We start from the raw sequence: 23,051 nt of genomic DNA, 5'->3' as shown, positions 1-23,051 counted from the left end.
GAGTCAGTCTCCGTTTATATGGTGCCAAGAAACATCATTAACATTAAAGCCGTGTTTTCTTTTCTTATGCATTACCCAGGCGGCGACTCCGAAGCCAGCGCTGAGCAGGAAAAGACCGGCGAGAACAAGCAGTCTAAAGCTTTGCTTCTCAGAGTCGGCAGAAGATAGGTCAAGATTATAGATTGTTGAAATGAGCAACAGGGTGAAAATAACGGTCATGCCTATGAAAAAGCGTTGAATAGCGGAAAAAATCATTTCCTTATGTACTTTCTGCATCATTAATACCCTAGCTAAATAAATAAGCGCGGCATGTTATTGCATTATCAAGCGTTAGTACACAAGCGCAGCATCCTACCAACTTGATGTAATTCCAAATGAGAAAAAGTAATAGCGAATTCGTCTCCGCCTGGAGCGGCGAGAGTGTGTCGCCCGTCTATGTCGTTGAGCTGTCGTTCGACCGCACCAACGAGGACGTGGTGTATCTGACCAGTGGTCTCGTCTCTGGTTTGTCCGGCGTAGTGTATGACGGCGTGTTGAACGCCCGCACCTTGTCTGGCACATCGCAAAAAATCCAACCTGACAAAGGCTTGGCGTCCATCGGCAGCCTGGAATTTGAGGCGCTGGACCACAACCTGAGCGCGCTGCAAAAAGCCAAGCTGGATGATCGCAAGGGCCTGCGCGGCAAACGCGTGCGCGTCTGGGTCGGCGAGCGTGGTTTGCAGTGGCAGGACTTTGTTCTGGTGGCCACGCAGATTATCGAGGACGCCGAGTTCCTGGACGGCGTTTATTCGTTTAGCTGCGCTGATGTGCAACGCACGCTGCGCAAGGATATTTTCGACGTTAAAAAAGTCGGCTTGGCGGCGTCCGCCGTGGGCAATAACGATGTGATTCAAGTGTATTCCACGGAAGGATTCGAGCCTGTTTACCAGCCGCGAGGGAGCGGTATTACTGACGCACCCAACCGAACCGTTGGTTATCTCAAAATGCCCAACGGCTGCATCGTGCGTTACAAATATACTACCGCTACCGCCTTTTGGGGCTGTGAGTGGGGCGCGCTGGGCACCAAACATCTGGTCGCGACGGTGAAAAAGTCCGAGGACACCAACGCCGATAACGCCCCCCAGGTGGAGGAGTACGTCTACATCGAGCAGCCGGCGCCCATGCTGCTGTATGGTTTGTTGACCGGCTATGTCTACGGCTATCCCGGCAAGCGTTACCCGGACCACTGGCACCTGGGCGTTGATCCGCAATATGTGCGCACGTCCGACTTTATCAATATTGGTGCAGACCTCTGGGATGTGACCGACGCGGATAAGGGCTTGCCGGCGGTGGTGCGCGGACAAACCAAGATTGACGGCAAGAAGTTCATCGAGGAGCAGCTGCTGTTGATGATGGGCGCCTTTTCGCCCATTTACGCCAATGGCGAAATGGGGCTGCGTCGCCGCACGGCGATCATGTCCAGCGGCGCTTACGTGCGCGAGCTGAACGCCAGCAACCTGCTGAAGGTGAACGCGCTACGCCACGACATGGGCGCGATCATCAATCAGATCGCCATCCACTGGCATTATGACCCGGACAAAAAAGAGTATCGCCGCGCCAACGTGCTGGTGGACCCGGACTCCATCGGCACCCATGGCGCGTCGGATTTGAAGGAATTGAAGTTTAAAACCCTGCACAGTTCCCGCCACGCCTATTCCGCCATCAAGCATCAGTTTGATGCACTCCGCGACGCCTACGCCGGGCCGCCTTTGCTCCTTGATGTCGTGGCCGATATGGACAACCACGATCTGGAAGTGGGCGACATTGTCCGGGTTAATCTGGAGCATGTGCAGGACTTCACCGGATCGATGGCGGACGGTCGCCTGGACCGTAACTTTGAGATTCAACAGATCGCCACGGACTGGGTGACGGGGCGGGTGAAGCTGGCCTTGCTGGGCTCCTCGCAACCGGCGGGCGCCTTGCCGCCGGATCAGAATGGCGCGGCGCTGCCCGATGCGTGGTACAGCTCCGCCGGCGTGGCGATCAACGCCGCCAGCTTCCCGGGCAAAGTTCTGGTCACTGATACACAGGTGCGCATCGTCGGCGATATTCACCTGACTGGCGGGGCCGATCTGAATCAGTCCGTTTACTACTGCGACCGGGATTTAACCGTGGACGCCGGCGTGATGGTCATTCTGTCCGGCAACGTACAACTACGTGTCAAAGGCTTTCTGCAGATCAACGGAACGGTGGACGGTAAAGGGCGCGGAATTGCAGGAGCCGCTGGCGGACAATCTGTTGCGCTAACCGGTATCGGCTCCACCGTAGCGGGAGACGGGATTGTCTTCGGCCTGGGGACGGGAGACCGTCGCCGCTTTGAGTCGGCCAACAACCGAGGCGGGATCAACGCCCGCGCCGCACGGGATAACGTCGCCTACCTCAATTTAAACGTGAATGCGCAAGGCCAACTGCAGGGCTTGCCGTCTGATATTCGCGGCAACGGCGGCCATGGCGGCGGCGCAGCCATCAACAGCTACGGCGGCAATACGGGAGAGACCCCAGGCGGTCGCGGCGGAAACGGCGGTGCCGGATTGCTGGTGGTGGCGCGGGGGATCGACCTGGGCGCCAATGGTCGTGTCGATACCAGCGGCGTGGACGGGGGGCTGGGCAGCCCACGACAGATCGGCGGGAACATGGACCCGCAGGCCTATCTCAAATCCGGCAGCGGCGCTGGTGGCGCGCCCGGCGCGGTGTATTACCTCGTGGATGGCAAGTACAACCCGCCCAACGTCACCGTGGGCAACAGCGCGGCGCGCTATGGCCTGAGCCCGGTGCAGGACGGCGTCTATTTCATCCAAGGCCGTAAGCATCAAAATGACACTGTGGGCGCGAGTTGGGACCCGTCTTTCGAGGGGATCGATAAGGCGGTCGCCTCCGCCTACGTGGGAAACTATCTTGGTCCTGAACGTGAGAACGCCGTACGCGGCTTTCTGACCAAGGCGACCGGGCAGGCGCCCAATATGGCGGAGTCCTGGCATCGCGTGCAGATCCTGTCCGGCTATCAGCCGCCTGTCGTCATGGAGGAGGTTGCGAAAAAGCCGCTGCGTATCTCCGTCACGGAGTCGGTGAACACGCCGCGCACGCCGGACGGCAATATCTCCACCCTGGAGTTGAGCGCGGTCCCGCCGGACGATCCCAACTATAGCCATGCCTTCTTTCAATACCGACCGGCGGAAGGCGCAGGTTGGACGGACCTGGGATCGGCGGCGCCGGAGCTGACCTTGCAACTGGTGAGCGATGGCAAGAAGTACTACTTCCGCGCCTTTGGCGTGAGCAAGTCGGGCAAACGCTCCGCTAACTACGCCGCCACGTCAGCCGCAGTGTCGCGCATTGAGATCGGCTCGCCTGACATACGCGAGGCGTTGCCTCTGGTGACGCCCAAAGTGATGCTGGTAGACCGAGGGCAAGAGGCCAATCACTTTATGGGCAGGGATGCGCACTTCTATATTTACTATGGCTCCAACTATCAGGAGCCGCCGCACTTCGCCTTCTACGAGGTGACGGTGTACCACAAAGGCCTGCAGGTGCGACGGGAGTACATACCCGGCAGAAGCTACACCTACACCAGCGAGATGAACCTGGAGGACGGCAACAGTCGAGAGATTGGCCTAAGCGTGCGCCCCTGGGGAAAACAGAACCAGACCGGGAAAACGGTGTTTATCAGCGTGTCCAACCCAGCCCCCAAGGTGACGGTCAACAATACGGTCGCCGGGATCGGGACGGCGCGCACCTATCTGACGGAGATCACCGACCCGGATTTCAAATCCATCAAAGTCTACCGGTCAACGGTGAAAGGCTTTACGCCCAGTTCGGATAACCTGGTGTATGACGGCTACACCAACCCGGTCATCCATGAAGGGCTCCAGCCGGACACCACCTATTATTTCCGGTTGCTGGGCGCGGATGAGTTCGGCGACGGTGAACTGACGCCGGAGTTTAACTTTAAGACGGAGGCCTTTAACCCGGCGGGTGAACTGAGCGACGGCGACAACCTGATCGTGCGCGGCAATGTCGTCAGCGAATACGGCGGCTCCCAAGTGATCCTGGGTCCGCTCAAGCGCGACGGCTATTTCAACGTGCTGGAAGCCAGCGCAGCGAACGCGCCTATATTCGAGGTTAGGGAAAACGGCGACCTTTTGCTGGGCAGCGAGCAAAGCGGCTCTTATGCGATCTGGGATCAGTCCGAAAAAGCGTTCAAAGTGTTCGGTCAGATCAACATCGCGGCGGGGAGCAAAGGCTATTCCGCCCTGCAGGATCGTCCCAACTCGTTGTCGTCCATCAACGCAGCGGAAGCCGGCAAGCTGCAAGGCATTCAGGACGGCGCCACCAAAGGCGCAGATTGGGGGCAAGTGTCGGGCATTCCGCAACGGTTTTCCGATAGCGCAACGCCCGGTCTCAACCTGACGGCGGACTACCTTGGATTTCATAACGGCAGCCGATTCACCACCTACATGGACCGAAACGGCCATTTCGCTTTGAACGCCGGCGCGGCGAATAACTGCCTGAGCTGGAACGGCTCGGTGCTGTCCGTGCGTGGGGATGTGTTGGCCACCAGCGTGGCGGCGAGCATCAGCCTAAGCGCGCCCACTATCACTGGTGGATCAATCCAAGGGACGAACATCACCGGGACCACCATTAACGGCGGCGCGATCAACGGAACCAGTATCACCGGCGCCACGGTGACGGGCTCCACGATGCAGACCGCCGCCAACGGCAAGCGGATAGTTTTGTCCTCGGCCACCAACGAAGCCCACTTCTACGGGGATCAGGGAGACGGATCGATTCAGGAGCTGGCGAGTATCGGCATACGACCGGTCGGAGGCGACAAGTATGTGATGCAGGTGGGGAACCTGAACCCGGGCAACCATCGGGCCGGCATACTGGCTCACTCGAACGATACGGTCGCGATCATGGCGCAATCGAATACGGGCATGCCGCTGTTTGCGGTGCATGAGTCCCAGACCGCACGGACCAGTCCGGCGATATACGCGCTCAACATGTCGCACGATCCGATATCCGTTGGCGTGAAGGCGAGCAGCGCAGGCGGGGTAGGGGTGAATGCGCAGGGGAGCAAGTACGCGGTTTACGCCAACTTTGGCGGCTATGGGCCTTTCACTGGCGCGCACGACTGCTTATTGCGTACCGGCAGCAATCCCAAGCCGGGACAAATCCTAGTCTATGGCGGGATTATCAACCGCCGGGATTTATCCAACGTGCTGCACGAAGTGCGCCTGTCATCGAAGCCGCGGCAGCGTGGCAAAGCGGGCGTGTATGTTTCCGCCACGGTCATTAACCCGGAACACTTTGACATGACGGACGACGAGTTTGCGGAGCTGGAGGACACATATACCGCTGGCATTATGAACGCCTTGGGGGAAGGTCAGATCCTGGTTTGTGGGGAAGGTGGAAATATCGAGATAGGCGACTACATCGTCACCTCAAGCCGTCCCGGAATTGGCATGCGCCAGGATGATGATGTGCTGCGTAGCTACACCATCGCGGAGGCCCGCGAGGCGGTTAACTGGTCAGAGGAGGGAAGCGGCGAGAGGTTGATCTCGTGTAAGTATCTGTGTGGCTAGTCTGACTGGCCGGCCTTATAGCTCCAGGCAAAAGCTATTCAAACATGGTTAAAAAGTGTCGTTTTGATTCCTAGAATGAGAGCTGACAATTATCTAATAAGTCTTCAGCTTACCGATACCACTTGATGGATCTATGGAGATGGATTTTGATTGATTATTGTCATGTTTATATTTTTAAAAATGTACGTTGTAAAAAGGAAGTTTAGTGATGATTAAGAAGGCCTTGTTTGTTCTGGCTACCATAGCTTCATGTCAGTTTGCAAATGCTGTTGAGTACCCAGGTTCATTTAAAATAAAAGAAATAATGGTCTCTGCACCTGATAATTTTCACTTTCGGGTTATAGCAGACTCTACAGATCCTGGCTACTGGCATTGCAATAATGGGCCAAGCAACCCGGCTTGGTCTTATATTAATGAATCAGATGCAGGTAGCAAAACAATGATTTCAACATTGCTTTCAGCTTATATGGCGAATAAAACTGTAACAGTTGTGACAGAGGGGTTGGATACGACTGCAGGGCGTCAATGTAAAATAGTAGAGCTTAAAGTATCTGACTAAGGTAGGAGTAAGCGATGAGCTTTAATAAAGGAATAGTAACCCTGGGGGCTGCACTATTTTCTGCTGCATCTGGCTCAGCAAATGCCTTATATGAAATAGATGAAAAGTATTACTCATCATACGACTCTGGTGAATACTTTGATGCTATTACAAAAGGCTCGTTTGAGCGAGCTTTAGAAATGATCTATGAAGATACTAGGCATGCAGTTGTAAATCAGATTAACGATCCAGTCAAGCAGAAAGAAATCATTGCTCGGCTCGTGGCAAAAGGAGCTAAAAAGCTACAAGATACGCTCGATGATGTGTCTGGAAATGAGTATGATGAAGAAGTCGCGCTAGATATTACTAAGGCGATAAATGAGTCTGTTCTTGAATATGAGGCTTCGCCGCAAGGTAGCTTGCAGCTTAGTGCTAAGTATTCAATTGATGCATTGACTGCTAGGTTGGAATGGCAACGGAAGCTGGAAACGCTAACCTGTAAAGAGTGGAAGATTACTCAAACTTGTAAGATAGACAGCTACGGAATTGAGCAGTGCTCATACGGCGGATATTACAAGCATGTTGATTATGCTATTGAGCCTGACTATAAGCTATATAGAGTTGTGGACGGGGTTGAACAGTATATAACTAGTATTAAAGGAGGTAAGTTTTGGAAGAATATAACATTTAGCACCACTCCAAATGATTGGGCAAAGATGGCGTGGGCAAAAATTGGCGGGGAAGACGAAGGTATTGTTGATCCGGGACGAGGAGTCTTCTTTGATTTTGATAGCGATATTAGGCCAAGTGGAACTACACTAAGTTATAGAGTGAAAGCAGATTCAAGCCGATTTTGGAATACAAAGTGGGGCTCTAAAACATTTTGCGATGGGTCATCAAGCTGGTCGTCAGAAGTGGTTTTTGATGGCGATGCAGATGGATATGCTGACTTCATTCCAAAAGAAGAATATGCAAGACGAAGCTTTGTATTCATGATTCCAATTGTTGATTTTATTTTGAACTGATTTTTTGGAAAAGAGATAAGTTATAACTATGAAGAAAATTATTCTAGGAATTATTGCTTTTTGCACTGTAAGCGCTAATGCTGCTACGATTACTAATACTCGTAGCATTGATAAGCTGGTTGTATATGAGGGATATGCAGTCGTAAAATTTTCACCAGCTGCCACTGGCGCGGAGTTGGAAACATGCTCTTCGTCTGGCGAAGAGAATGCTGTGCTTGAGTTTAAGGAAGGCACAAAAGAAATCTACGCAGCTCTACTTTCTGCTTATGCAAGCAAGAATGATAAAGTTGGATTCGCTGTTAGTGGTTGCCGCTCTGGTAATGGAAATAATTACCCGCTGATTTATCGGGTGGATATGGGCTCTTAATTTTACAAGGGCAAAGATTGATAACCTCCGGCTAAGCCGGAGGTTATTTAACTATAAGAAAGTTCCAGTATGACAACGTAGAGATATACAGTCATTCTAAAAACTACTACTTAGCGTCTGTCCTGTTAGGCAGACCCTCTGAGTGTATGCTTTTTGATTATTGAATAGCGCTATAGGTATTAATAAAATTTCAAGTAGAGTACGCAAGGAGTAGATTGACGGTAGTCAGAAAACACATTCCAGCCTTCGAAATGGTCTTTGAAAAATTCCAAAGTGTCGTTTTTTAAATGGCATTCAGTGGAACTATTTGTTGCTTCAAAAGCACTATCTTTATCCCGGGTGAATTGCAAATCCTGCTGGTAAATTCCAATTATCTTACCTTCATCATTTCTAACTATTAGATCAACGTGATGGTTTTCCTTTTTCCCTTTTTTGACAAAGCTGGCAAATTCCACCCTTTTTGAGTCACTAGATTGTTTGGGATACGATAAAAAGCTATCTGCTTCCTTGCTTTTATACCCAGTCCTAGGCAACAACGTCACTTCATCAACAACCTCGCCTGAGCTACTTAGCTCAAAATGTAATGTTTCAGAGGTGTCATTTGTAAAACCAATATATGTCTTGCCGTGACCTTCGCCTGCCATGACTGGCATAGAAAGTGAGCATAAGAGACCAATACCTAGGGCGTGTTGACGTTTCGTCATAGGTGATAGATAGGCGCAAACTCGTCATATTGCGGTTCCCACACCAACAACAAAACGAGTTTGCGATGCCCCGATTGATGCTCAGTGACGAGCTTTGGTCGAAGCTGAAAGAGATCATGCTGCAAGAGCGAATCTATAACAAGCCCACACTACGAATGATGGTGGAAGGCATGTTGTACCGAATGCGGACGGGGTGTCCCTGGCGAGACTTGCCAGGGCAGTTTGGAGACTGGAATTCGGTGTTCAAAAAATTCAATTCCTGGTCTACCCAAGGCAAGTGGTTGAGGATCTTCCGGAGCTTGGTCCGCGAGCCGGATTTGGAATGGGGGTTCATTGATGGCAGCTATGTGAAGGCCCATCAGCACAGCGCAGGAGCCTGTACGGAAGAGCCTCAGGCGATTGGAAAGAGTCGGGCGGGCAATACCACGAAAGTGCATCTGGCCGTGGATGCCTATGGTCTTCCAGTGGAATTTGAGATCACTGGAGGCGAGGTCAATGACTGCACAGCAGCGGCGGAGTTGATTGAAAAGCTTCCCTCGTCAGAGGCGATTGTCGGAGACAAAGGCTACGACAGTGAACGAGTGCGGGCACAGATCGAAAGGAAGGGGGCCAGGGCCGTGATACCGAGAAAGCGAAACTCTGTCAAAGGTAATGACGATATGGATTGGGGTTTATACAAGTATCGCCATTTGGTGGAAAATGCCTTCGCCCGACTCAAACAGTACCGGGCCATCGCGACGAGATATGACAAGTTGAAGAGAAACTATGAAAGTATGGTAGCCATGGCTTGTGGGTATTTATGGCTGCCGATGTGAAACGTCAACAGGCCCTAATGAATTTATTAACTTTTTCACGAACACTGCCTTTGTTGGAAAATTGCACAGAATTAATTGTTATAAAAATCATGCCATTTGTAGGCAGGGAGTATAAGTGCACCCATTTGCGAAAACAACTAGGGGGTAGATTAATTAATCTATTGATTTTATTCGTGTTTTTGGTTAGCTAAAGCTCTCGGCGGAGATAGTTCTCGAGACAACAAGGTCGCTTGCTGTAAATGGTGGGGATTAATTTCTAAGCGATTATTCGTAACTCGTTGCGAGAGTTTTCTTACAAACTACTTGGTGGCTAATTGAACAGGGTGTTTTTTGAGCTGGGCGAAAGGTTTATTGGTGCACCATTTTTGCACCATGAGATTTGAGGGTTTCCTAAGCTTTTGAAACAAAAGGATATATTTTATATGCCATCCAATCCATCATTGCTCGTCATGTCTGCGTTGTTTGCTGAAGTTGCAGGCATTATTACATCTTTAAAAACGGGGAGGCGTGCAGCGCACTGAAGTTGTTGTTGCGCCCTTAGTTTTTAGGTGACTGGGTTTGGTCAATTGGCGGGCGGTATATCGTGGCCGCCGCTGTAAGGCAGTGAGCATTGTGACGGCTTGTGTCACGATTTGGGCCTGTAACCCTAGAGGGGGTGCTATTGGAGGATTACATTGCTACTGGTATGCGTAGGTCTATTTATTACGTTTGTTTTTATTGCTCCGTTCTTTATATCTTCTTGGAAGTGGCTGAGCGCTTTGGTTTTAATCGTTGGAGGCTTGCTTCTGATGATTGGCGTTGAATACATGTATCGAGAATATTTGGATACAGAAGTAAAGGATTACGGGGCTTTGGGAATGCTGGGACCTATGCTCATCACTGCAACACTGGCGCTGATATTTACGGGAGGGCTTATTAAGTTACTTTATTTGGCGATCAAGGCGGATATTGTTCCCTCGCAGGAAGAGGTATAGCTGACGTACTTCAGCCTTTATTGTCTTTATTCAGGTTATGTGCGTAGGTCGCCTCCATCACAAGGGCGTATGGTGTCCAAGTTAATATGATCAAGGCGCTGAAGAAAACGCTCGAACCGATATGTATCCAGCCAACGCCTGTTGAGTACGCCAGTGCTAGCAGAGTGAAAAAAGCGGCGATGGACGCCAGCCCAAACCTCTTGCGTTCAAGAAGGGCGCGAAACAAATGCTTTCTGGCCAGGATGAAAAAAAACGCGAGCCCGATAAGTAGGAGCCCTGACTCTATCTGTGAATCCCCTGGATCCTGGCTGCAAAGCAGGTTTGCGCCGAGGGAAAAGTTGATGGGAGAGAATACCAAATATATATGATGAAGTGAGTCGCTCTTAATGTAATTGCATGTAATTGAAAGCCAATGGCCCTCTTTAAGTAGAAAAATATAAATTTTCTAATAAAATAGGCTACTTACGACCACCCGAGCTGATCATATTTTGCACCGTGAAGTACGTCAATCATCTTAAGCCCGCTGAAATAAAGACTCTTACCGATGGATTTCGCTACAGCCCGAGCTCCCGCTTTCGTATTCGCTGTCACGCCATATTGCTCAGCAATAAGGGGTATAAAATCGATAAAGTTGCCGACATTATCGACTTCCACCGCAACACCATTTCGATCTGGATTGAGCAGTGGGAAAGCATGGGAATATGTGGCCTCATTAGCGACGCCTCCCCGGGAAGGCTGCCCATTTACACGGAGCAGGAACAAGAAAGGGTTTGTAAGTGGATTGACGAGCAGCCCCAACAACTACGAGACGTCCAGATACGTCTGGAGAAAGAAACTGGAAAAAGCGCTAGTCTGGAGACCGTTAAACGGAACTTAAAAAAAATCAAAGTATAGCTTCAAGCGATTCCGCTTTTCGCTGCGCGCGCTTCGGGATGAAGACGCCTTCCGCCAGTTTCAGGGCTTTGTGAAAGATCTTCAATCCTGGGAGGATGCGGGCGAAATCGAGCTTTACTACTTTGATGAATCAGGCTTCAGTCAGCGTTCCAACTTACCTTATGGCTGGAGCCCTGTGGGGAAGCCGACGCAAATGAAATCCTATCCACACAATAAGAGACTGAACGTTCTGGGGTTTATGAGTCGCCGCCAGAAGCTGATATTCCATGCCACAGAGGAGCGGGTGGATTCCGCCAAAGTCGTAGCGCTTTTTAATAAGCTGGCGGGGAGTAAAGATCCGCTTAAGCCTGCCGTGGTGTTTCTGGACAACGCCTCCATGCATCGCTCTGCGGAGTTTCGCCGACATAGGTTGGATTGGGCGGATAAAGGCATCTGGCCGATCTATTTGCCGAAATATTCACCGGAGCTAAACCTGATAGAGATCTTGTGGCGAAAGGTGAAGTACAGCTGGCTGCCGCTAGGTTCGCATGAGACGTTCGAGAGACTGAAGGAGTCAGTCACCGATGTCCTGTCAAAGTTTGGGCAGGAGTATAAGATTAATTTTATTTAGATACTTAGTCTCGTTTCTGGTCAGGAACGGGATCCAGAAAGGCGCCGCCAGGAAGAAACCCAGAAACAGCAGCATGACGAGAAGGATAACCAAGGAAGATACCTCTGTAGGAATGTCAGATTTTACACTTTATAAAGATGGTCATTCGTCATCTTTTGACTTATGAGTATAAGATACGCAGCCAGTAAAGTGGTGGCGCGTAAAGGGCTGCGTTAGGCGGCGTTCGCCATGGAAGTATTAATTGAGATGATTAAATGATTTACGAGCATAAACGAAATACCAATATTGGCGTCGCTTTGGGCGTCATAATGCAGTTGGCGGGAAAGTCCATGAGCCACACCAGTCCTACAATGGGGCTTATAGTCGTCTTGTTAGGCGTGGTTCTGTTTGTCTGGGGTTGCGGACAATACGCGAAAAGTAAAGGCTATTCAGGTATGTGGGGATTCCTCGGCCTATTCAGCGTGATAGGCTTGATTATTCTGGTTTTCATGAAAGATAGACATCGCTAGCCCAGACTGTCTTTCTTGCGATTTTATGCGCCTGTTCACGGCGCATAGTCCTTCTGAGCGCTTGCAACCCCCCTCTAAATCATCTATCTCTTAGGATTCATATCGCGATCGGAATCGGCCGCCATGAATCTGGGTATTCGAACCCTGTTATCTCTTTCTCTCGCCGGAATAGTCTTTATCACCACTAGCCTCGTGAACGGGATTGTCGACTATGAAGCTTCTCATCGGCTGCGCAATGAGCTGGGAGAGCAGTACTCGGAGCTTGCCTATCAAATGGCGGACCGACTGGATAGAGGAATGTTTGAGCGACTCAGCGATATGATCAATGTGTCCAGCCTTCCCACCATACGCAATCTCAATGGCTCGCAGGCCGAGTTACAGCGCAACATCCTGGAAACGCTCAAGCGCACCTATGGCTATTACGCCTGGATCGGTCTTACTGACGCCAATGGGGTTGTGCTCAGGGCTACTGGCGGCTTGATGGAGGGAGCTGATATGTCTGGTTTACCCTGGTGGCGAGAGGGGCATCTCGCCCCTTATGTCGGCGATGTACGAGATAGCGAGCTGCTTGATCGCTATCCGCGACAAGGAGACCCGACACAGCCTTTGCGTATAGTGGATTTCGCTGCGCCGATTTTGGGAGCGGATGGCGCTCCTATCGGCGTGATGGGCGCCCACCTGAATTGGGACTGGGTAAAAGAAGCCGCTTCCAGTCTGCTGCAACAACGCAATCGCGATATTGAGCTGCTGGTCCTTTCGAAGGATGGAGAGGTCCTGCTGGCGCCGGAAAATACCCCTTTTAAGAAAGTGTCGCTTCCTGATTCACTCAAAGGCAATGAAACTCACATCATGACTTGGCCAGATGGAAAAAAGTATCTGACCGGCTTTTCCGGCACCAAAGGTTTTTTGGAATACTCTGGACTTGGATGGACCGTAATTGCGCGGCGTGAAGTTTCACAGGCCCTCGGGCCCATGCGTCAACTTAGCGTAGCCATATGGATGTGGGGGGGCTCAATCACGATTGTGTTCGCTATGATTGGTTGGATGATCGCTGCGCGTATATCTCGCCCTCTGCGAGAGCTGGCGGCGTCCGCCGAAGCGGTTGAGCGCACTGACGGTCGGTTGGCGTATACGGAGACATTTGCGCCAAGAGAAATACGCGGATTGGCGGCGGCGTTGCGAGACATGCTGGAAAAATTGCGTAACAGGGAGGAAACGCTGCGGCGTCAGTATTCCGAGTTGCAGATGCTATATGAAGGCTCTCCAGTGGGTATCGCCATGATTGGGCAGGACCTGAATTGTCTTCGCATTAACAGCCGTCTGGCTGACTGGTTTGAACTGGATGGCGTCCAGATGGTGGGGCGCAATATCAATGAGTTTCCCTGTGAACTGATGGAGGGGGTAAAACCCATCTTACTGAAAGTGCTGGCTTCCGGGGCGGCGGAGTTTGGCATTGAAGTGGCGATGAAGGAGTCCGGTGCGGGGAAGACCCGCCACTTTCTGGCCTCATGTTTGCCACTGTTTGAAGAGCGGCAGGCCTCTGCAGTGGGTGTGGCGTTACTGATCAATGAGATGACGGCGCAGCGGCAAGCGGAATATTTCGCAACCCATGATACGTTGACCGGACTCCCCAATCGCCGATTTCTCTCTACATTCATTACACAGGAGCTGGCTGTCGCCCGGCGGCAGCACAAAAAAGTCGCCGCACTATACCTTGACCTCGATCGCTTCAAAGCCGTCAATGATAACCATGGGCACGACGTAGGCGACGCATTGCTGCAAGAAGTTACCCGGAGACTGCGTCAAGTGGTCCGTGAATCAGATCTGATCGTTAGACTGGGCGGTGATGAGTTTGTTGTTGTGCTGCTGGATATCAAAGGCGTTTCCGACGTGACGCGGCTGGCCGAAAGTATCATTAAGACGCTGTCCGCTTCTTATCTGCTTGGCGGTGCTGAGGTGCGTACATCTCCCAGCATTGGCATCGCGGTTTATCCGGATGATGTAGCCGGCGAATCCCAACTGCTCTCCTGCGCTGATGAAGCCATGTATGAAGCTAAAAAAAGCGGGGCAGGGCAGTATCGGTATTACGCCGACCTGCATAGCAAAGAGGAGTAGCTTCAGACTTCAGCGCTATTAAATAGGCAAATGAATAGCTTCCTTCGGTTTGTCTGCAACAACAGGGTCTGCACGTGTCGGGCCCTGTCTTCCGCGGCTAGCCGCCGCGCAGTCGCAGTCGTTTCTCATTTAGACGTTTACTCACCGCCTTATGTCCGGTATTTAAACGCGCTTAAAGTAAAAACTTCATATAACTATCTATTAAGGAACAGCATGTACGATCTATCCGTCACCGTCTTTACGCGCTATTTGAAGCGTCTGTCTGTATTGATGGAGCGACTGGAGGCGTTCTCCGATATGTCGTCTACACAGGAGTCGATACTTAAAACGAGTCTCGCGCCGGGCATGTTCCCTCTTGTGCAGCAGGTGCGTACGGCAATCAGTTTCTCTCTGCGGACCTGCTATCCATTGGCGGGGCTGGAGATACCCGAATTGGAGTCTCATGAGGACACAATTGCAGATTTGCGTCGACAGATTAAGGAGGCGGAGCGCTATTTGGAGGTACTGTCGGCGCAAAATTTTAAAGAGGCTGGCTCACGGGAAATTGTGACGAAAGCAGGGTTCAAAGAGCTGCGATTGGATGGCGAAACGTTTCTCGCCCAATATGCATTGCCGAATTTTTTCTTCCATCTCGGCATGGTCTACGCGATTTTACGTCACTGCGGAGCGCCAGTCGGGAAGGGAGACTTTGATGGCTTTCATGAGTATCCCGCTGGTTTTGTATTTTGAGCTTCACTGCGCCTGCGCGCTTCGATGACTTTCGGGCGGAAAGAGCTGATCTATACTGAGTTGGCCTAACCCGCTATTGGGTAAAATGAGAAAGCTGAAATCAGTATGAGGAGTGTAATCCATGGAAAAGTTGTCCGGCGAACCTGAAAAGGGGAGTAAGACTGATCGTATTGAAGAGCAGTATTCGTTCAAATCACGCTTTGTGTTTATTTTCGGAGAGATCAATCATGAAATGGCGCAAGCCACGTGTCAGCGCCTCATAGCGTTGGCTGAAGATTCTGAGGACCCTATCAGGGTGCTGATATCTTCTCCCGGCGGACACGTGGAGTCTGGAGACGCTATTCACGACATTATTCGCTTTATCCGGGCGCCGGTAGTGACTGTGGGCGCCGGGTGGGTCGCCAGCGCAGGAACCCATATCTATCTGGCGGCCGAAAAAGAGCGTCGTGTTTGTTTGCCGAACACACGTTTTATGATTCACCAGCCCGGTGGCGGCGCTGGCGGCCCTGCGTCGGATATTGCGATTCAGGCCAAAGAGATTTTGAGAGCGAGGGAGCGTATCGCCCATGTGGTCGCCAGACAGACAGGCAAGCCATTTGATAAAGTCTTGGTGGATATAGAGCGAGATTTTTGGATGAGCCCGGAAGAAGCGATGGATTACGGGATCGTCTCCCGGGTCGTGGAGTCCTATAAAGATCTTCTTTAAATTTAATATTCAGCCAACCCTCATGGGCGCTGCTTGGAAGCGCTCATGATTTATTCATAACGATGTATATAACCGATATCGTCATATATATTCTTCATGCTGTCATAGATAGATAACAACCTGTCTCGACTTTCTTCCCAACCTGCTGATGCTAAAGAGGTTTTTAGGGTCATTTGGCTCTGGAGCATAGAAAAAAATGCTTGCCCCGTCACTATCCTATTCAGCCGATAAAACTGAAACTTGCAACATTCTTCTCAAAAATATTAAAAAAATAAATCACTGAGAAACTTTTTGGAAAACATGTTGTATTCTCAAGTGACCGGCGGACCTCTCATGCATATAAAGACGTTATCACAATACAGTGCGTTCTCCGGCAGTAACCCCTGCCAAGGGGCTATTCGCTCTTTTCCAATTACCCAGCGCTCGCAGTAGAGGGAATAGGCCTGTATCAGGGTTCTATCAATAAGGAAATAATAAGGAATTCAGTATGAGGAAAAGTACTGCTTTAGGATTCGTAACTTTGTTGGCTTGTAGTTTCATTTCCAATATAACGGCGGCCGAAACGGCCACTGTTAATCACTCGCCAGCATACTCTCCTGACATTCATTCTAAGTTCGCCCCGCCTGGCTTTATCAAACTCGCTAATGAAAAACGGATGATGGCCAGCGCCGCCGCCCGGGAAATTAATTCAGCGGACCTTGTGCGGCAATTAAAGGAAAATAACGGCAGCGTTTCGGTCTCCAGTGTATTGAAAGATGTAAAAGGCTTATCCAGTTCCTTCATTAATCAAGCGCAAAGCGCAGAAAGAAGTATCCTGAACAAGAAAGGCGTACGTACAAGGGGGGAAACATTGCTTGAGCTACGTATCGCCGCTCCACAGATGATGTCCCAGCTGCAAGAAGGTATGGAGCCTCTTTATGCATACGAGCCGGATGGAGATGAATCTTCCTGGCAATATATAGAAGCTTATGACAGCAATGGCGGTTTACACTTGCTGGATGTCTGGAGTATGCCGCAGCAGCCAGTGGTGGTGGTTGACATCAATGCAAAAAAAGATATGCAGCTTGGTCTGGCGCAAATGCGTGAGGTCTTTTTACGCTCCAAATCTAAATCCATTCAGATGAACAAAGTCCAGTCGGATACGACAGACGTGACTATTTTGGACAGTATTCGCTTGGAAGATGATGAAGAGCCATGGATATCCGGCAATGCGGAAGTATATGCGATTGTGACAGGCGTTGACCCCAGCAGAGATGAGCCGGCGTTGGATATTGTGGACATGCCCTATCTTGATGAAGATGGCAAAACCTATTACCCCAACCAGGTTGTTGTTTATTGGGAGCGTTACCGTTGGGGAGCGGCGAACATCATTCTGATGGAACATGACGATAACACTAACTATCAGACGTTGGCGCAAAAACTTCTGACCACTGCGGCAGAGGTGCTGTCCGCTCTGGGGCAGCCTGAAATAGGCGCTTTGGTGGCGTTAGGTAGCGGGATTGTGGAGCTAATGCCAGAACACTGGTTCAGCAACGACGACGATTACTTGGACTCGTTTTACACATTGGAAAAAAGCATGCATTACGGAAATCATATGGGTGTATCGGGTAATGCGATGACAACCATGAGGCCCTATACGCTGAACGGGATTAAATAACAGTAAAAAATAAGGCGTGATAAACACGCCTATATTAAGTAAAAGTAAGGCCCGCTCCGAGAAGTTGCCTCGGAGGGGCCTTCTTTTATGCCTCAATATTATTCCAGCACGATCAAGCTGCGATTCTTCTCCACTGTTTTTTCGCCTATACCTTTAACCAGCGCCAACTCGGAAATATCTTTGAAGGGGCCGTTTGTAGTGCGAAACTCAATAATAGCTTCCGCCTTTTTAAGGCCGACGCCATTTAGGGTTTTTGCTAATGCTGCGGCGTCAGCCGTATTAATATTCACTACGTCCTGTTGTACGGCTGGCTGTGTCTTTAGGGACGCCGTATCGGCAGCGAATGAAACATTAGCGAAGGCGAGAGTAAAAGCGAAGAAAATAACTGAAAGCAGTTTTTGCATGTGAAATCACTCCATTGAAATATTTGATTTAATACCCACCGATCCCGGTGGAGGCGCTATTATGCTCAAAGCGCATAAAAAAGCTGTACGCTTTATTCTGAACTTTTCGTAAGAAATAACGCACAACTGTAAGAAATGCTCCATATGCCTCTTGATATTTATTTAATTTTAATTACATTGTTATGTGATGAATGTAAACCTGAGCGAACAACCCCGGAGCTATAAATGAATAAACTATCTGCTTATATTGAAGCAAAGACTGCTTATGAAAATCTGAAGAAGAAAATCGAAGCGCTTGAGAGTGATGAGAGCGTTAAGAAAACGCTGGAATTTCGAAAGAAACTGCAAGACTTAATGGATAAGTACGGGGTATCCAAAGAAGATGTCGTTCGTATGTGGAATAAAGATGAAAAGCCCAGTGCGACGGACAAACGTCGTGGCGTTCGTCCTCTGAAAGTATACAAAAATCCCCATACTGGCGAAGTTGTTAAAACACGCGGCGGCAATCATAAAGTGCTGAACGAGTGGCGCGGCAAATACGGTAAGGAAACCGTCGACAGCTGGGTTGGCTAGGTTTTTTGGCGCTATCCGGTAATAGGTGCTTTAGCGGGTAGCGCAAACTTTGATCGGTGGCCTAATGCATTGATTTGGCTAAATAATGCTCAAAAATTAATTTTCCGCGCTTCCTACACATTCTAAAACATCTCTCCTATAATCCTTTTAAATAGCTGTATCTAATTATAATAACGCCAGCTCTCCTAATCAGAGTGGTATCAGACAACTACAAAAATCGGTAATAAGGGTGAAGGAATCACTAATTCCGGGGAGGAGGTCTGTACTTGCCTTACTCCTGGTCTGGTCACTTAATGCGCATGCTTCGCCATGGGCGGATACTGACGATATCCGTCTGCGCCATAGCTTGCAGCTCTTAGTCGATTCAGGGTATGCGAACCTGAATATAATGGCGTGGCCTGTCTCCTGGTCCAGCATCGATAGAGAGTTGATGCTGATTGATCGCGCTAGCCTTCCTTCCGATCGTATACGTACGGCCTTTGACTATCTTCAGTTTGAATTGCGCCGTTATAAAACTCAGAGCGTTCATTTTGAGGCGGGGTTTTATACCGCCAGTAGCTCCCCTTTCCTGAAAGGGTTTGGCGACAGTTTTACTGAAAAGAATGAGATTTGGCTGCAGGCGGAATTTCTGGGAAGTTTTCTGGCTGGTGGTCTTCGCGTGGGCGGAGTGAGTGGAGATTATGATGACTCCCCTGCTGTCAGAATGGACGGTTCCTATTTTGCTGGCATATTCGGTAATTGGGTATTGGGGGTAGGCGCCATAGACCGCTGGTGGGGGCCTGGGTGGCAATCCAGTCTTATCCTTTCTGATAACGCAAGGCCTGTTCCTGGTGTTTTCATTCGACGGAATTCTGATGCCGAATTTGAAACACGTTGGCTTTCTTGGCTGGGGCCGTGGAGCATCGAAATGTTTGGTGGGCAGCTGGAGAACGACCGTGCTGTTCCCGACGCCAAGCTGTTAGGGGCCCGGTTTTCGTTCAGGCCATTGCAAAACTTAGAGCTTGGCTTGTATCGAGTTGCTCAGTGGGGAGGAGAAGGGCGGCCTCAGTCAATTTCAAGTCTGGTGGACTTACTGCTGGGAAAAGACAATGTGGGCGACGGTGGCGTCACGGCAGAAAATGAGCCAGGTAATCAGTTGGGGGGCGTCGATCTACGTTTCTCGCTTAATTTCTTTTCACTGCCTTCCGCTTTGTATTTGCAAATGGTGGGGGAGGATGAAGCTGGGGGACTGCCGTCCAAACGATTATGGCTCGGCGGATTTGAAAGTTCATTTAATATGAATGAATGGGACTGTGGCTTTTTTATAGAGGCGACAGCGACTTCTACTGGTGGAGTTTTTGGCTCCCTTTCTTCCAATGTTGCATACAACCATCAGACTTACCGGACAGGATATAGATACCACGGACGCTCCATTGGCGCCTCCATAGATAATGATGCGGAAATCTATTCTATTGGAATGCGGGTAATTTCACCTGACTCTAAAGTCATAACCGGCTCCATTTCTAAAGTGCGGGCTAACATTGATGGCGCACGCACAGCCTATTCTCCCAGCGGCGAGTTTTATAAAGAGTCGCTTTGGGAAGCGAAGCTGACTTATCAAGGGGAGTGGGGAGCCTTACGCTATGAATTTGGAGGAGATTATTATTCTGATGAGCTGGTCAACGATTATGCTTCCAGCGGTGAATTTCAGTTCTGGCTTCAAGGGGCATATAGATTTTAATAATGAAGAACTTATCTATGCACAATATGTATAAAGCAATAGCGATTTTGTTTCTCTGGGGCTGGAGTATGCTCTCTAGCGCGCAGACGCTAACGCAAGAGCAAGTGCAGCAGTTTCTTTCGCTTCCGGAGGCGCAGCAAAAGGCATTAGCCCAACAGTATGGCTTGGATATAGACGCTCTGAAAAAATCGCAAAAATCTGCGAATGATAAAAAGCTTGAGTCTGCGCCTGAATCTCCCGTTAGGCCCTTGTCTGAGGATGAAAAGACAGACTACCTAGTAGACGAAGCCCCTAATAATCGCATGAAGGGGCTGGAGTATGACTGGACTTCGGATGAGGGCGATTATTCCTACGAGCAAGATTGGCTGCTACGCGATGATGGAGCTGAAGATGAACGCCAGCGGCTTGAATATGAGAAGGAGCGTAGCTGGTATTCAAGGGAGGGCAAAGAGGAAGGGCGGGAATCTTATAAGAACCGACTCAATAAGCAGTATGGGCGCGAGCAGAAGGAAAAAGACGAACGGCAAGAGCGAAGAGAGCGGCGAGAACGACGTGATGAGTCTGCTACTGCAGAGGTGTTAAATACATTTGGCTATGACTTGTTCGCCGGCGCGCCCACTACCTTTGCGCCAGTTACTGAAATACCAATACCTACCGAGTATATCGTCGGACCCGGTGACACAATTCGGGTTCAGATGTTTGGTAAGGAAAACCAATTACACGAACTTATAGTGACTAGAGATGGTCAGATCCAAATCCCTCAAATAGGCCCTATTTCCGTAGCAGGCTTATCTTTTAATGAGCTGAAAGATCAATTAACGCGCCTGATTCAACAAAAATATATTGGTGTTGAGAGTGCGATATCTCTTGGAGAGCTAAGAAGCATCAGGGTTTTCATCCTGGGAGAAGCCAGAACTCCGGGCGCTTATACAGTCAGTTCGCTTTCCACCATGACCAATGCGCTGTTCGTCAGCGGCGGCGTCAGACGAACAGGCTCATTGCGTAACATACAGTTGAAGCGTCAAGGGCGGCTGATATCTACATTGGACTTATATGATTTGCTATTGCATGGAGACACGGGCTCTGATCGTCGGTTGCAACCTGGGGACGTTATTTTTATTCCACCTAAAGGCAAAGCTGTGGGCGTCGCTGGCTATGTTCAACGCCCAGCCATTTATGAGTTGAAGAATGAAAAGAGCATATCTGAGGTTGTAGAACTTGCAGGGGGGTTGCGAGCAGAAGCATATCCGAAATTCACCAAAGTAGAGAGAGTGGCGGACGGTTTCAAGAAGACGGTGCAGGACGTGAATCTACTTACCAAACAAGGGGAGAGGTTTGGTGTAAAGAATGGTGACCTAATAACCGTCGGGGCTGTAGATGACCTTGTCGAAGGCTACGTTAAAATTTTGGGCGAGGTCAGTCGCCCAGGCGTCTATGACTGGAGCCAGGGTATGAGGGTCAGTGATGTTGTGCACTCGATAAATTCCGGGCTCAAGCCCCAGTCAGACTTGGAGTATGCGTTAATCATCAGAGAGAAAAACGCCTATAAAGACATTGAAGTGCTCCATATAAAACTGGGAGAAGCGCTGTCCAAGCCGGAAAGCGCCGCAAACGTAGTGATGAAGGACAAAGATCGATTACTGGTTTTCGATAAATATCGCACTAGAAGCAAAATGTTGGCAGGGCTATTGAGAAAAATGAAAGCACAGTCCAGCCCAGCGGAGAAAGAAAAGACCTTCTCTGTACTTGGAACGGCGCGCCTGCAAGGAAGCTTCCCATTACCTGAAAACTACTCCGTCAAAGACGCGATATTGGCGGCTGGTGGTATCGATCCGGCGGTTACGGACCTTAATTATGCTCTATTAGTAAGGGAGGTTAATCTCCGTGGGGATATTGCTGTCCAAGATTTGGACTTAGTGGGTATTTTTTCCGGAAAGGACGAGCGGGCTTACGTTATCAACCCTCGGGATAAGCTTATCTTGTTTAACAAAGACGCCAGCAGAGAGCCGCTATTGAGTGACGTTATTGACAGATTGAGAGAGCAGGCGCGTCCAGGTCTTCCCCCTCAGTACGTAACCATTAATGGCGCTGTGAAATTCCCCGGAACTTATCCAGTCACGAAAAACTTTTCAACTGATCGATTAATTCGAGCGGCAGGAGGCCTTCTTGACTCTTCGTATACACTGCAGGCCGAAATATCACGGATAAACGTATCTTCTACAAAAAGTGACCTGCAAGTATTCAATACACCGGTTAGCGCATTGAGTGAAGGGCGTTCCAGTCAATTGAAGGCGATGGATAGGGTATACATAAAAACTATACCTGAGTATGCGGAACGATATACCGTAACCTTGGAAGGTGAGGTCCAGTTCCCGGGTGAGTATGTTGTTAGAAAGGGGGAGACGCTGTCTCAGGTTATTCAACGGGCGGGAGGCTTTAGTTCGAATGCTTTTATAAAAGGGGCGGTCTATACAAGAGAGCGTCTAGCGGAATTGGAAGCTGAAAGATTGAAGGAGGCGGAAGCCCGGCTGAAGAGGGATCTAGCTTCATTGCAGCTACAACTGGCTAGAGAGAGCAGCTCAGGACAGGATGTTTCCCCGACAGACATAAGTACGTTAGAAAACTTACTTTCTCAGGTTAAGGAAAGTAAGCCATTGGGTCGCTTGGTTATTGATTTAAATGCGTTAATGAAAGGGGATCAAAAACAGGATGTTATTTTGCAGGAGGGCGACAAACTAACTGTTCCGCCGATTACGCAGTCTGTGACGGTCATTGGTGAGGTTCAGTTTTCCACCAGTCATATTTTTTATCAGAACCTTTCTGTTGAAGACTATGTTAAGAGAAGTGGAGGAGAAACAGCGCAGGCGGACGCTAATCGTACTTATGTTGTAAGAGCAAATGGTTCGGTTTGGCTGCCTAGCGGTTCCCCTTGGTTTAGCCGTGATGCTGAGAAAGTTGGCCCGGGAGATACTATTGTTGTGCCTTTGGAGACAGACAGGCTAAGTAAATTGCAGCTATGGACCAATGTCAGTCAGATCTTCTATCAGATGGCTTTAGGCGTGGCTGCGGTTGCAAGCTTATAAAGGAAATAAT

The 23,051-nt window shown here is 49.8% G+C and carries 19 protein-coding genes; 16 read left to right on the top strand and 3 right to left on the bottom strand.

What is annotated here, in order from left to right; all coding sequences use genetic code 11:
- Window positions 1-3 precede the first annotated feature (3 nt).
- The gene (locus AC2IBB_RS22270) at window positions 4-279 is read right to left on the bottom strand and encodes a hypothetical protein (RefSeq protein ID WP_486328934.1); all 276 of its coding nucleotides are present in this window, start codon (window positions 277-279) and stop codon (window positions 4-6) included.
- Window positions 280-374: 95 nt separating this feature from the next.
- Here AC2IBB_RS22270 and AC2IBB_RS22265 point away from each other — a divergent pair, with 95 nt between their 5' ends.
- The 4 genes from AC2IBB_RS22265 to AC2IBB_RS22250 all read left to right on the top strand — a co-directional run bounded on the left by AC2IBB_RS22265 (window position 375) and on the right by AC2IBB_RS22250 (window position 7,548).
- Window positions 375-5,618 carry a fibronectin type III domain-containing protein gene (locus AC2IBB_RS22265; protein WP_486328933.1) on the top strand — a complete coding sequence of 1,748 codons (5,244 nt, stop codon included), beginning with the start codon at window positions 375-377 and terminating at the stop codon, window positions 5,616-5,618.
- Between the two features lie 208 nt (window positions 5,619-5,826).
- Complete coding sequence (locus AC2IBB_RS22260) at window positions 5,827-6,177, top strand: hypothetical protein (protein ID WP_486328932.1); 351 nt, start codon at window positions 5,827-5,829, stop codon at window positions 6,175-6,177.
- 14 nt (window positions 6,178-6,191) lie between these two features.
- Window positions 6,192-7,181 carry a hypothetical protein gene (locus tag AC2IBB_RS22255; RefSeq protein WP_486328931.1) on the top strand — a complete coding sequence of 330 codons (990 nt, stop codon included), beginning with the start codon at window positions 6,192-6,194 and terminating at the stop codon, window positions 7,179-7,181.
- Window positions 7,182-7,209: 28 nt separating this feature from the next.
- Complete coding sequence (locus AC2IBB_RS22250; RefSeq protein ID WP_486328930.1) at window positions 7,210-7,548, top strand: hypothetical protein; 339 nt, start codon at window positions 7,210-7,212, stop codon at window positions 7,546-7,548.
- A 179-nt stretch (window positions 7,549-7,727) separates the two neighbouring features.
- On the opposite strand, the gene AC2IBB_RS22245 is transcribed toward AC2IBB_RS22250, so the two are convergent.
- Window positions 7,728-8,252, bottom strand: a complete 525-nt coding sequence (locus AC2IBB_RS22245; protein ID WP_486328929.1) for a hypothetical protein — start codon at window positions 8,250-8,252, stop codon at window positions 7,728-7,730.
- A gap of 65 nt (window positions 8,253-8,317) precedes the next feature.
- Here AC2IBB_RS22245 and AC2IBB_RS22240 point away from each other — a divergent pair, with 65 nt between their 5' ends.
- The 9 genes from AC2IBB_RS22240 to AC2IBB_RS22200 all read left to right on the top strand — a co-directional run bounded on the left by AC2IBB_RS22240 (window position 8,318) and on the right by AC2IBB_RS22200 (window position 17,261).
- Entirely contained in the window at window positions 8,318-9,067 is a 750-nt protein-coding gene (locus tag AC2IBB_RS22240; RefSeq protein WP_486328406.1) for an IS5 family transposase, read from the top strand.
- 674 nt (window positions 9,068-9,741) lie between these two features.
- A complete protein-coding gene (locus tag AC2IBB_RS22235) occupies window positions 9,742-10,041 on the top strand; it encodes a hypothetical protein (protein ID WP_486328928.1) in 300 nt (99 codons plus the stop codon).
- A gap of 495 nt (window positions 10,042-10,536) precedes the next feature.
- Window positions 10,537-10,935 (top strand): helix-turn-helix domain-containing protein, encoded by a 399-nt coding sequence (locus AC2IBB_RS22230; RefSeq protein ID WP_486328927.1) that lies wholly within the window; start codon window positions 10,537-10,539, stop codon window positions 10,933-10,935.
- 22 nt (window positions 10,936-10,957) lie between these two features.
- A complete protein-coding gene (locus tag AC2IBB_RS22225; RefSeq protein ID WP_486333989.1) occupies window positions 10,958-11,545 on the top strand; it encodes an IS630 family transposase in 588 nt (195 codons plus the stop codon).
- A 254-nt stretch (window positions 11,546-11,799) separates the two neighbouring features.
- On the top strand, window positions 11,800-12,054 hold the full coding sequence (locus AC2IBB_RS22220) for a hypothetical protein (RefSeq protein ID WP_486328926.1): 255 nt from the start codon (window positions 11,800-11,802) through the stop codon (window positions 12,052-12,054).
- Between the two features lie 123 nt (window positions 12,055-12,177).
- Complete coding sequence (locus tag AC2IBB_RS22215) at window positions 12,178-14,169, top strand: diguanylate cyclase domain-containing protein (RefSeq protein ID WP_486328925.1); 1,992 nt, start codon at window positions 12,178-12,180, stop codon at window positions 14,167-14,169.
- 213 nt (window positions 14,170-14,382) lie between these two features.
- Window positions 14,383-14,898, top strand: coding sequence for a DUF1993 domain-containing protein (locus AC2IBB_RS22210; protein ID WP_486328924.1), 516 nt, complete (start codon window positions 14,383-14,385; stop codon window positions 14,896-14,898).
- Between the two features lie 121 nt (window positions 14,899-15,019).
- Window positions 15,020-15,604: an ATP-dependent Clp protease proteolytic subunit gene (locus AC2IBB_RS22205; protein WP_486328923.1), complete on the top strand. Its 585-nt coding sequence runs from the start codon at window positions 15,020-15,022 to the stop codon at window positions 15,602-15,604.
- Window positions 15,605-16,259: 655 nt separating this feature from the next.
- Complete coding sequence (locus tag AC2IBB_RS22200; protein WP_486328922.1) at window positions 16,260-17,261, top strand: DUF3103 domain-containing protein; 1,002 nt, start codon at window positions 16,260-16,262, stop codon at window positions 17,259-17,261.
- A gap of 98 nt (window positions 17,262-17,359) precedes the next feature.
- Here AC2IBB_RS22200 and AC2IBB_RS22195 read toward each other — a convergent pair whose 3' ends face one another.
- Window positions 17,360-17,665 (bottom strand): ComEA family DNA-binding protein, encoded by a 306-nt coding sequence (locus tag AC2IBB_RS22195; RefSeq protein WP_486328921.1) that lies wholly within the window; start codon window positions 17,663-17,665, stop codon window positions 17,360-17,362.
- Window positions 17,666-17,890: 225 nt separating this feature from the next.
- Between AC2IBB_RS22195 and AC2IBB_RS22190 the strand changes: the two genes are divergently transcribed.
- The 3 genes from AC2IBB_RS22190 (at window position 17,891) to AC2IBB_RS22180 (ending at window position 23,041) form a co-directional block, all read left to right on the top strand.
- Window positions 17,891-18,238: a histone-like nucleoid-structuring protein, MvaT/MvaU family gene (locus AC2IBB_RS22190; RefSeq protein WP_486328920.1), complete on the top strand. Its 348-nt coding sequence runs from the start codon at window positions 17,891-17,893 to the stop codon at window positions 18,236-18,238.
- 430 nt (window positions 18,239-18,668) lie between these two features.
- The gene (locus AC2IBB_RS22185; RefSeq protein WP_486328919.1) at window positions 18,669-19,958 is read left to right on the top strand and encodes a capsule assembly Wzi family protein; all 1,290 of its coding nucleotides are present in this window, start codon (window positions 18,669-18,671) and stop codon (window positions 19,956-19,958) included.
- Between the two features lie 2 nt (window positions 19,959-19,960).
- Entirely contained in the window at window positions 19,961-23,041 is a 3,081-nt protein-coding gene (locus AC2IBB_RS22180) for an SLBB domain-containing protein (protein ID WP_486328918.1), read from the top strand.
- Window positions 23,042-23,051 lie beyond the last annotated feature (10 nt).

It is taken from the genome of Hahella sp. NS-SX17, assembly GCF_057367735.1.
Note: the sequence above shows the minus strand (reverse complement) of the source record. Positions and strands in the feature narration are given on the sequence as shown.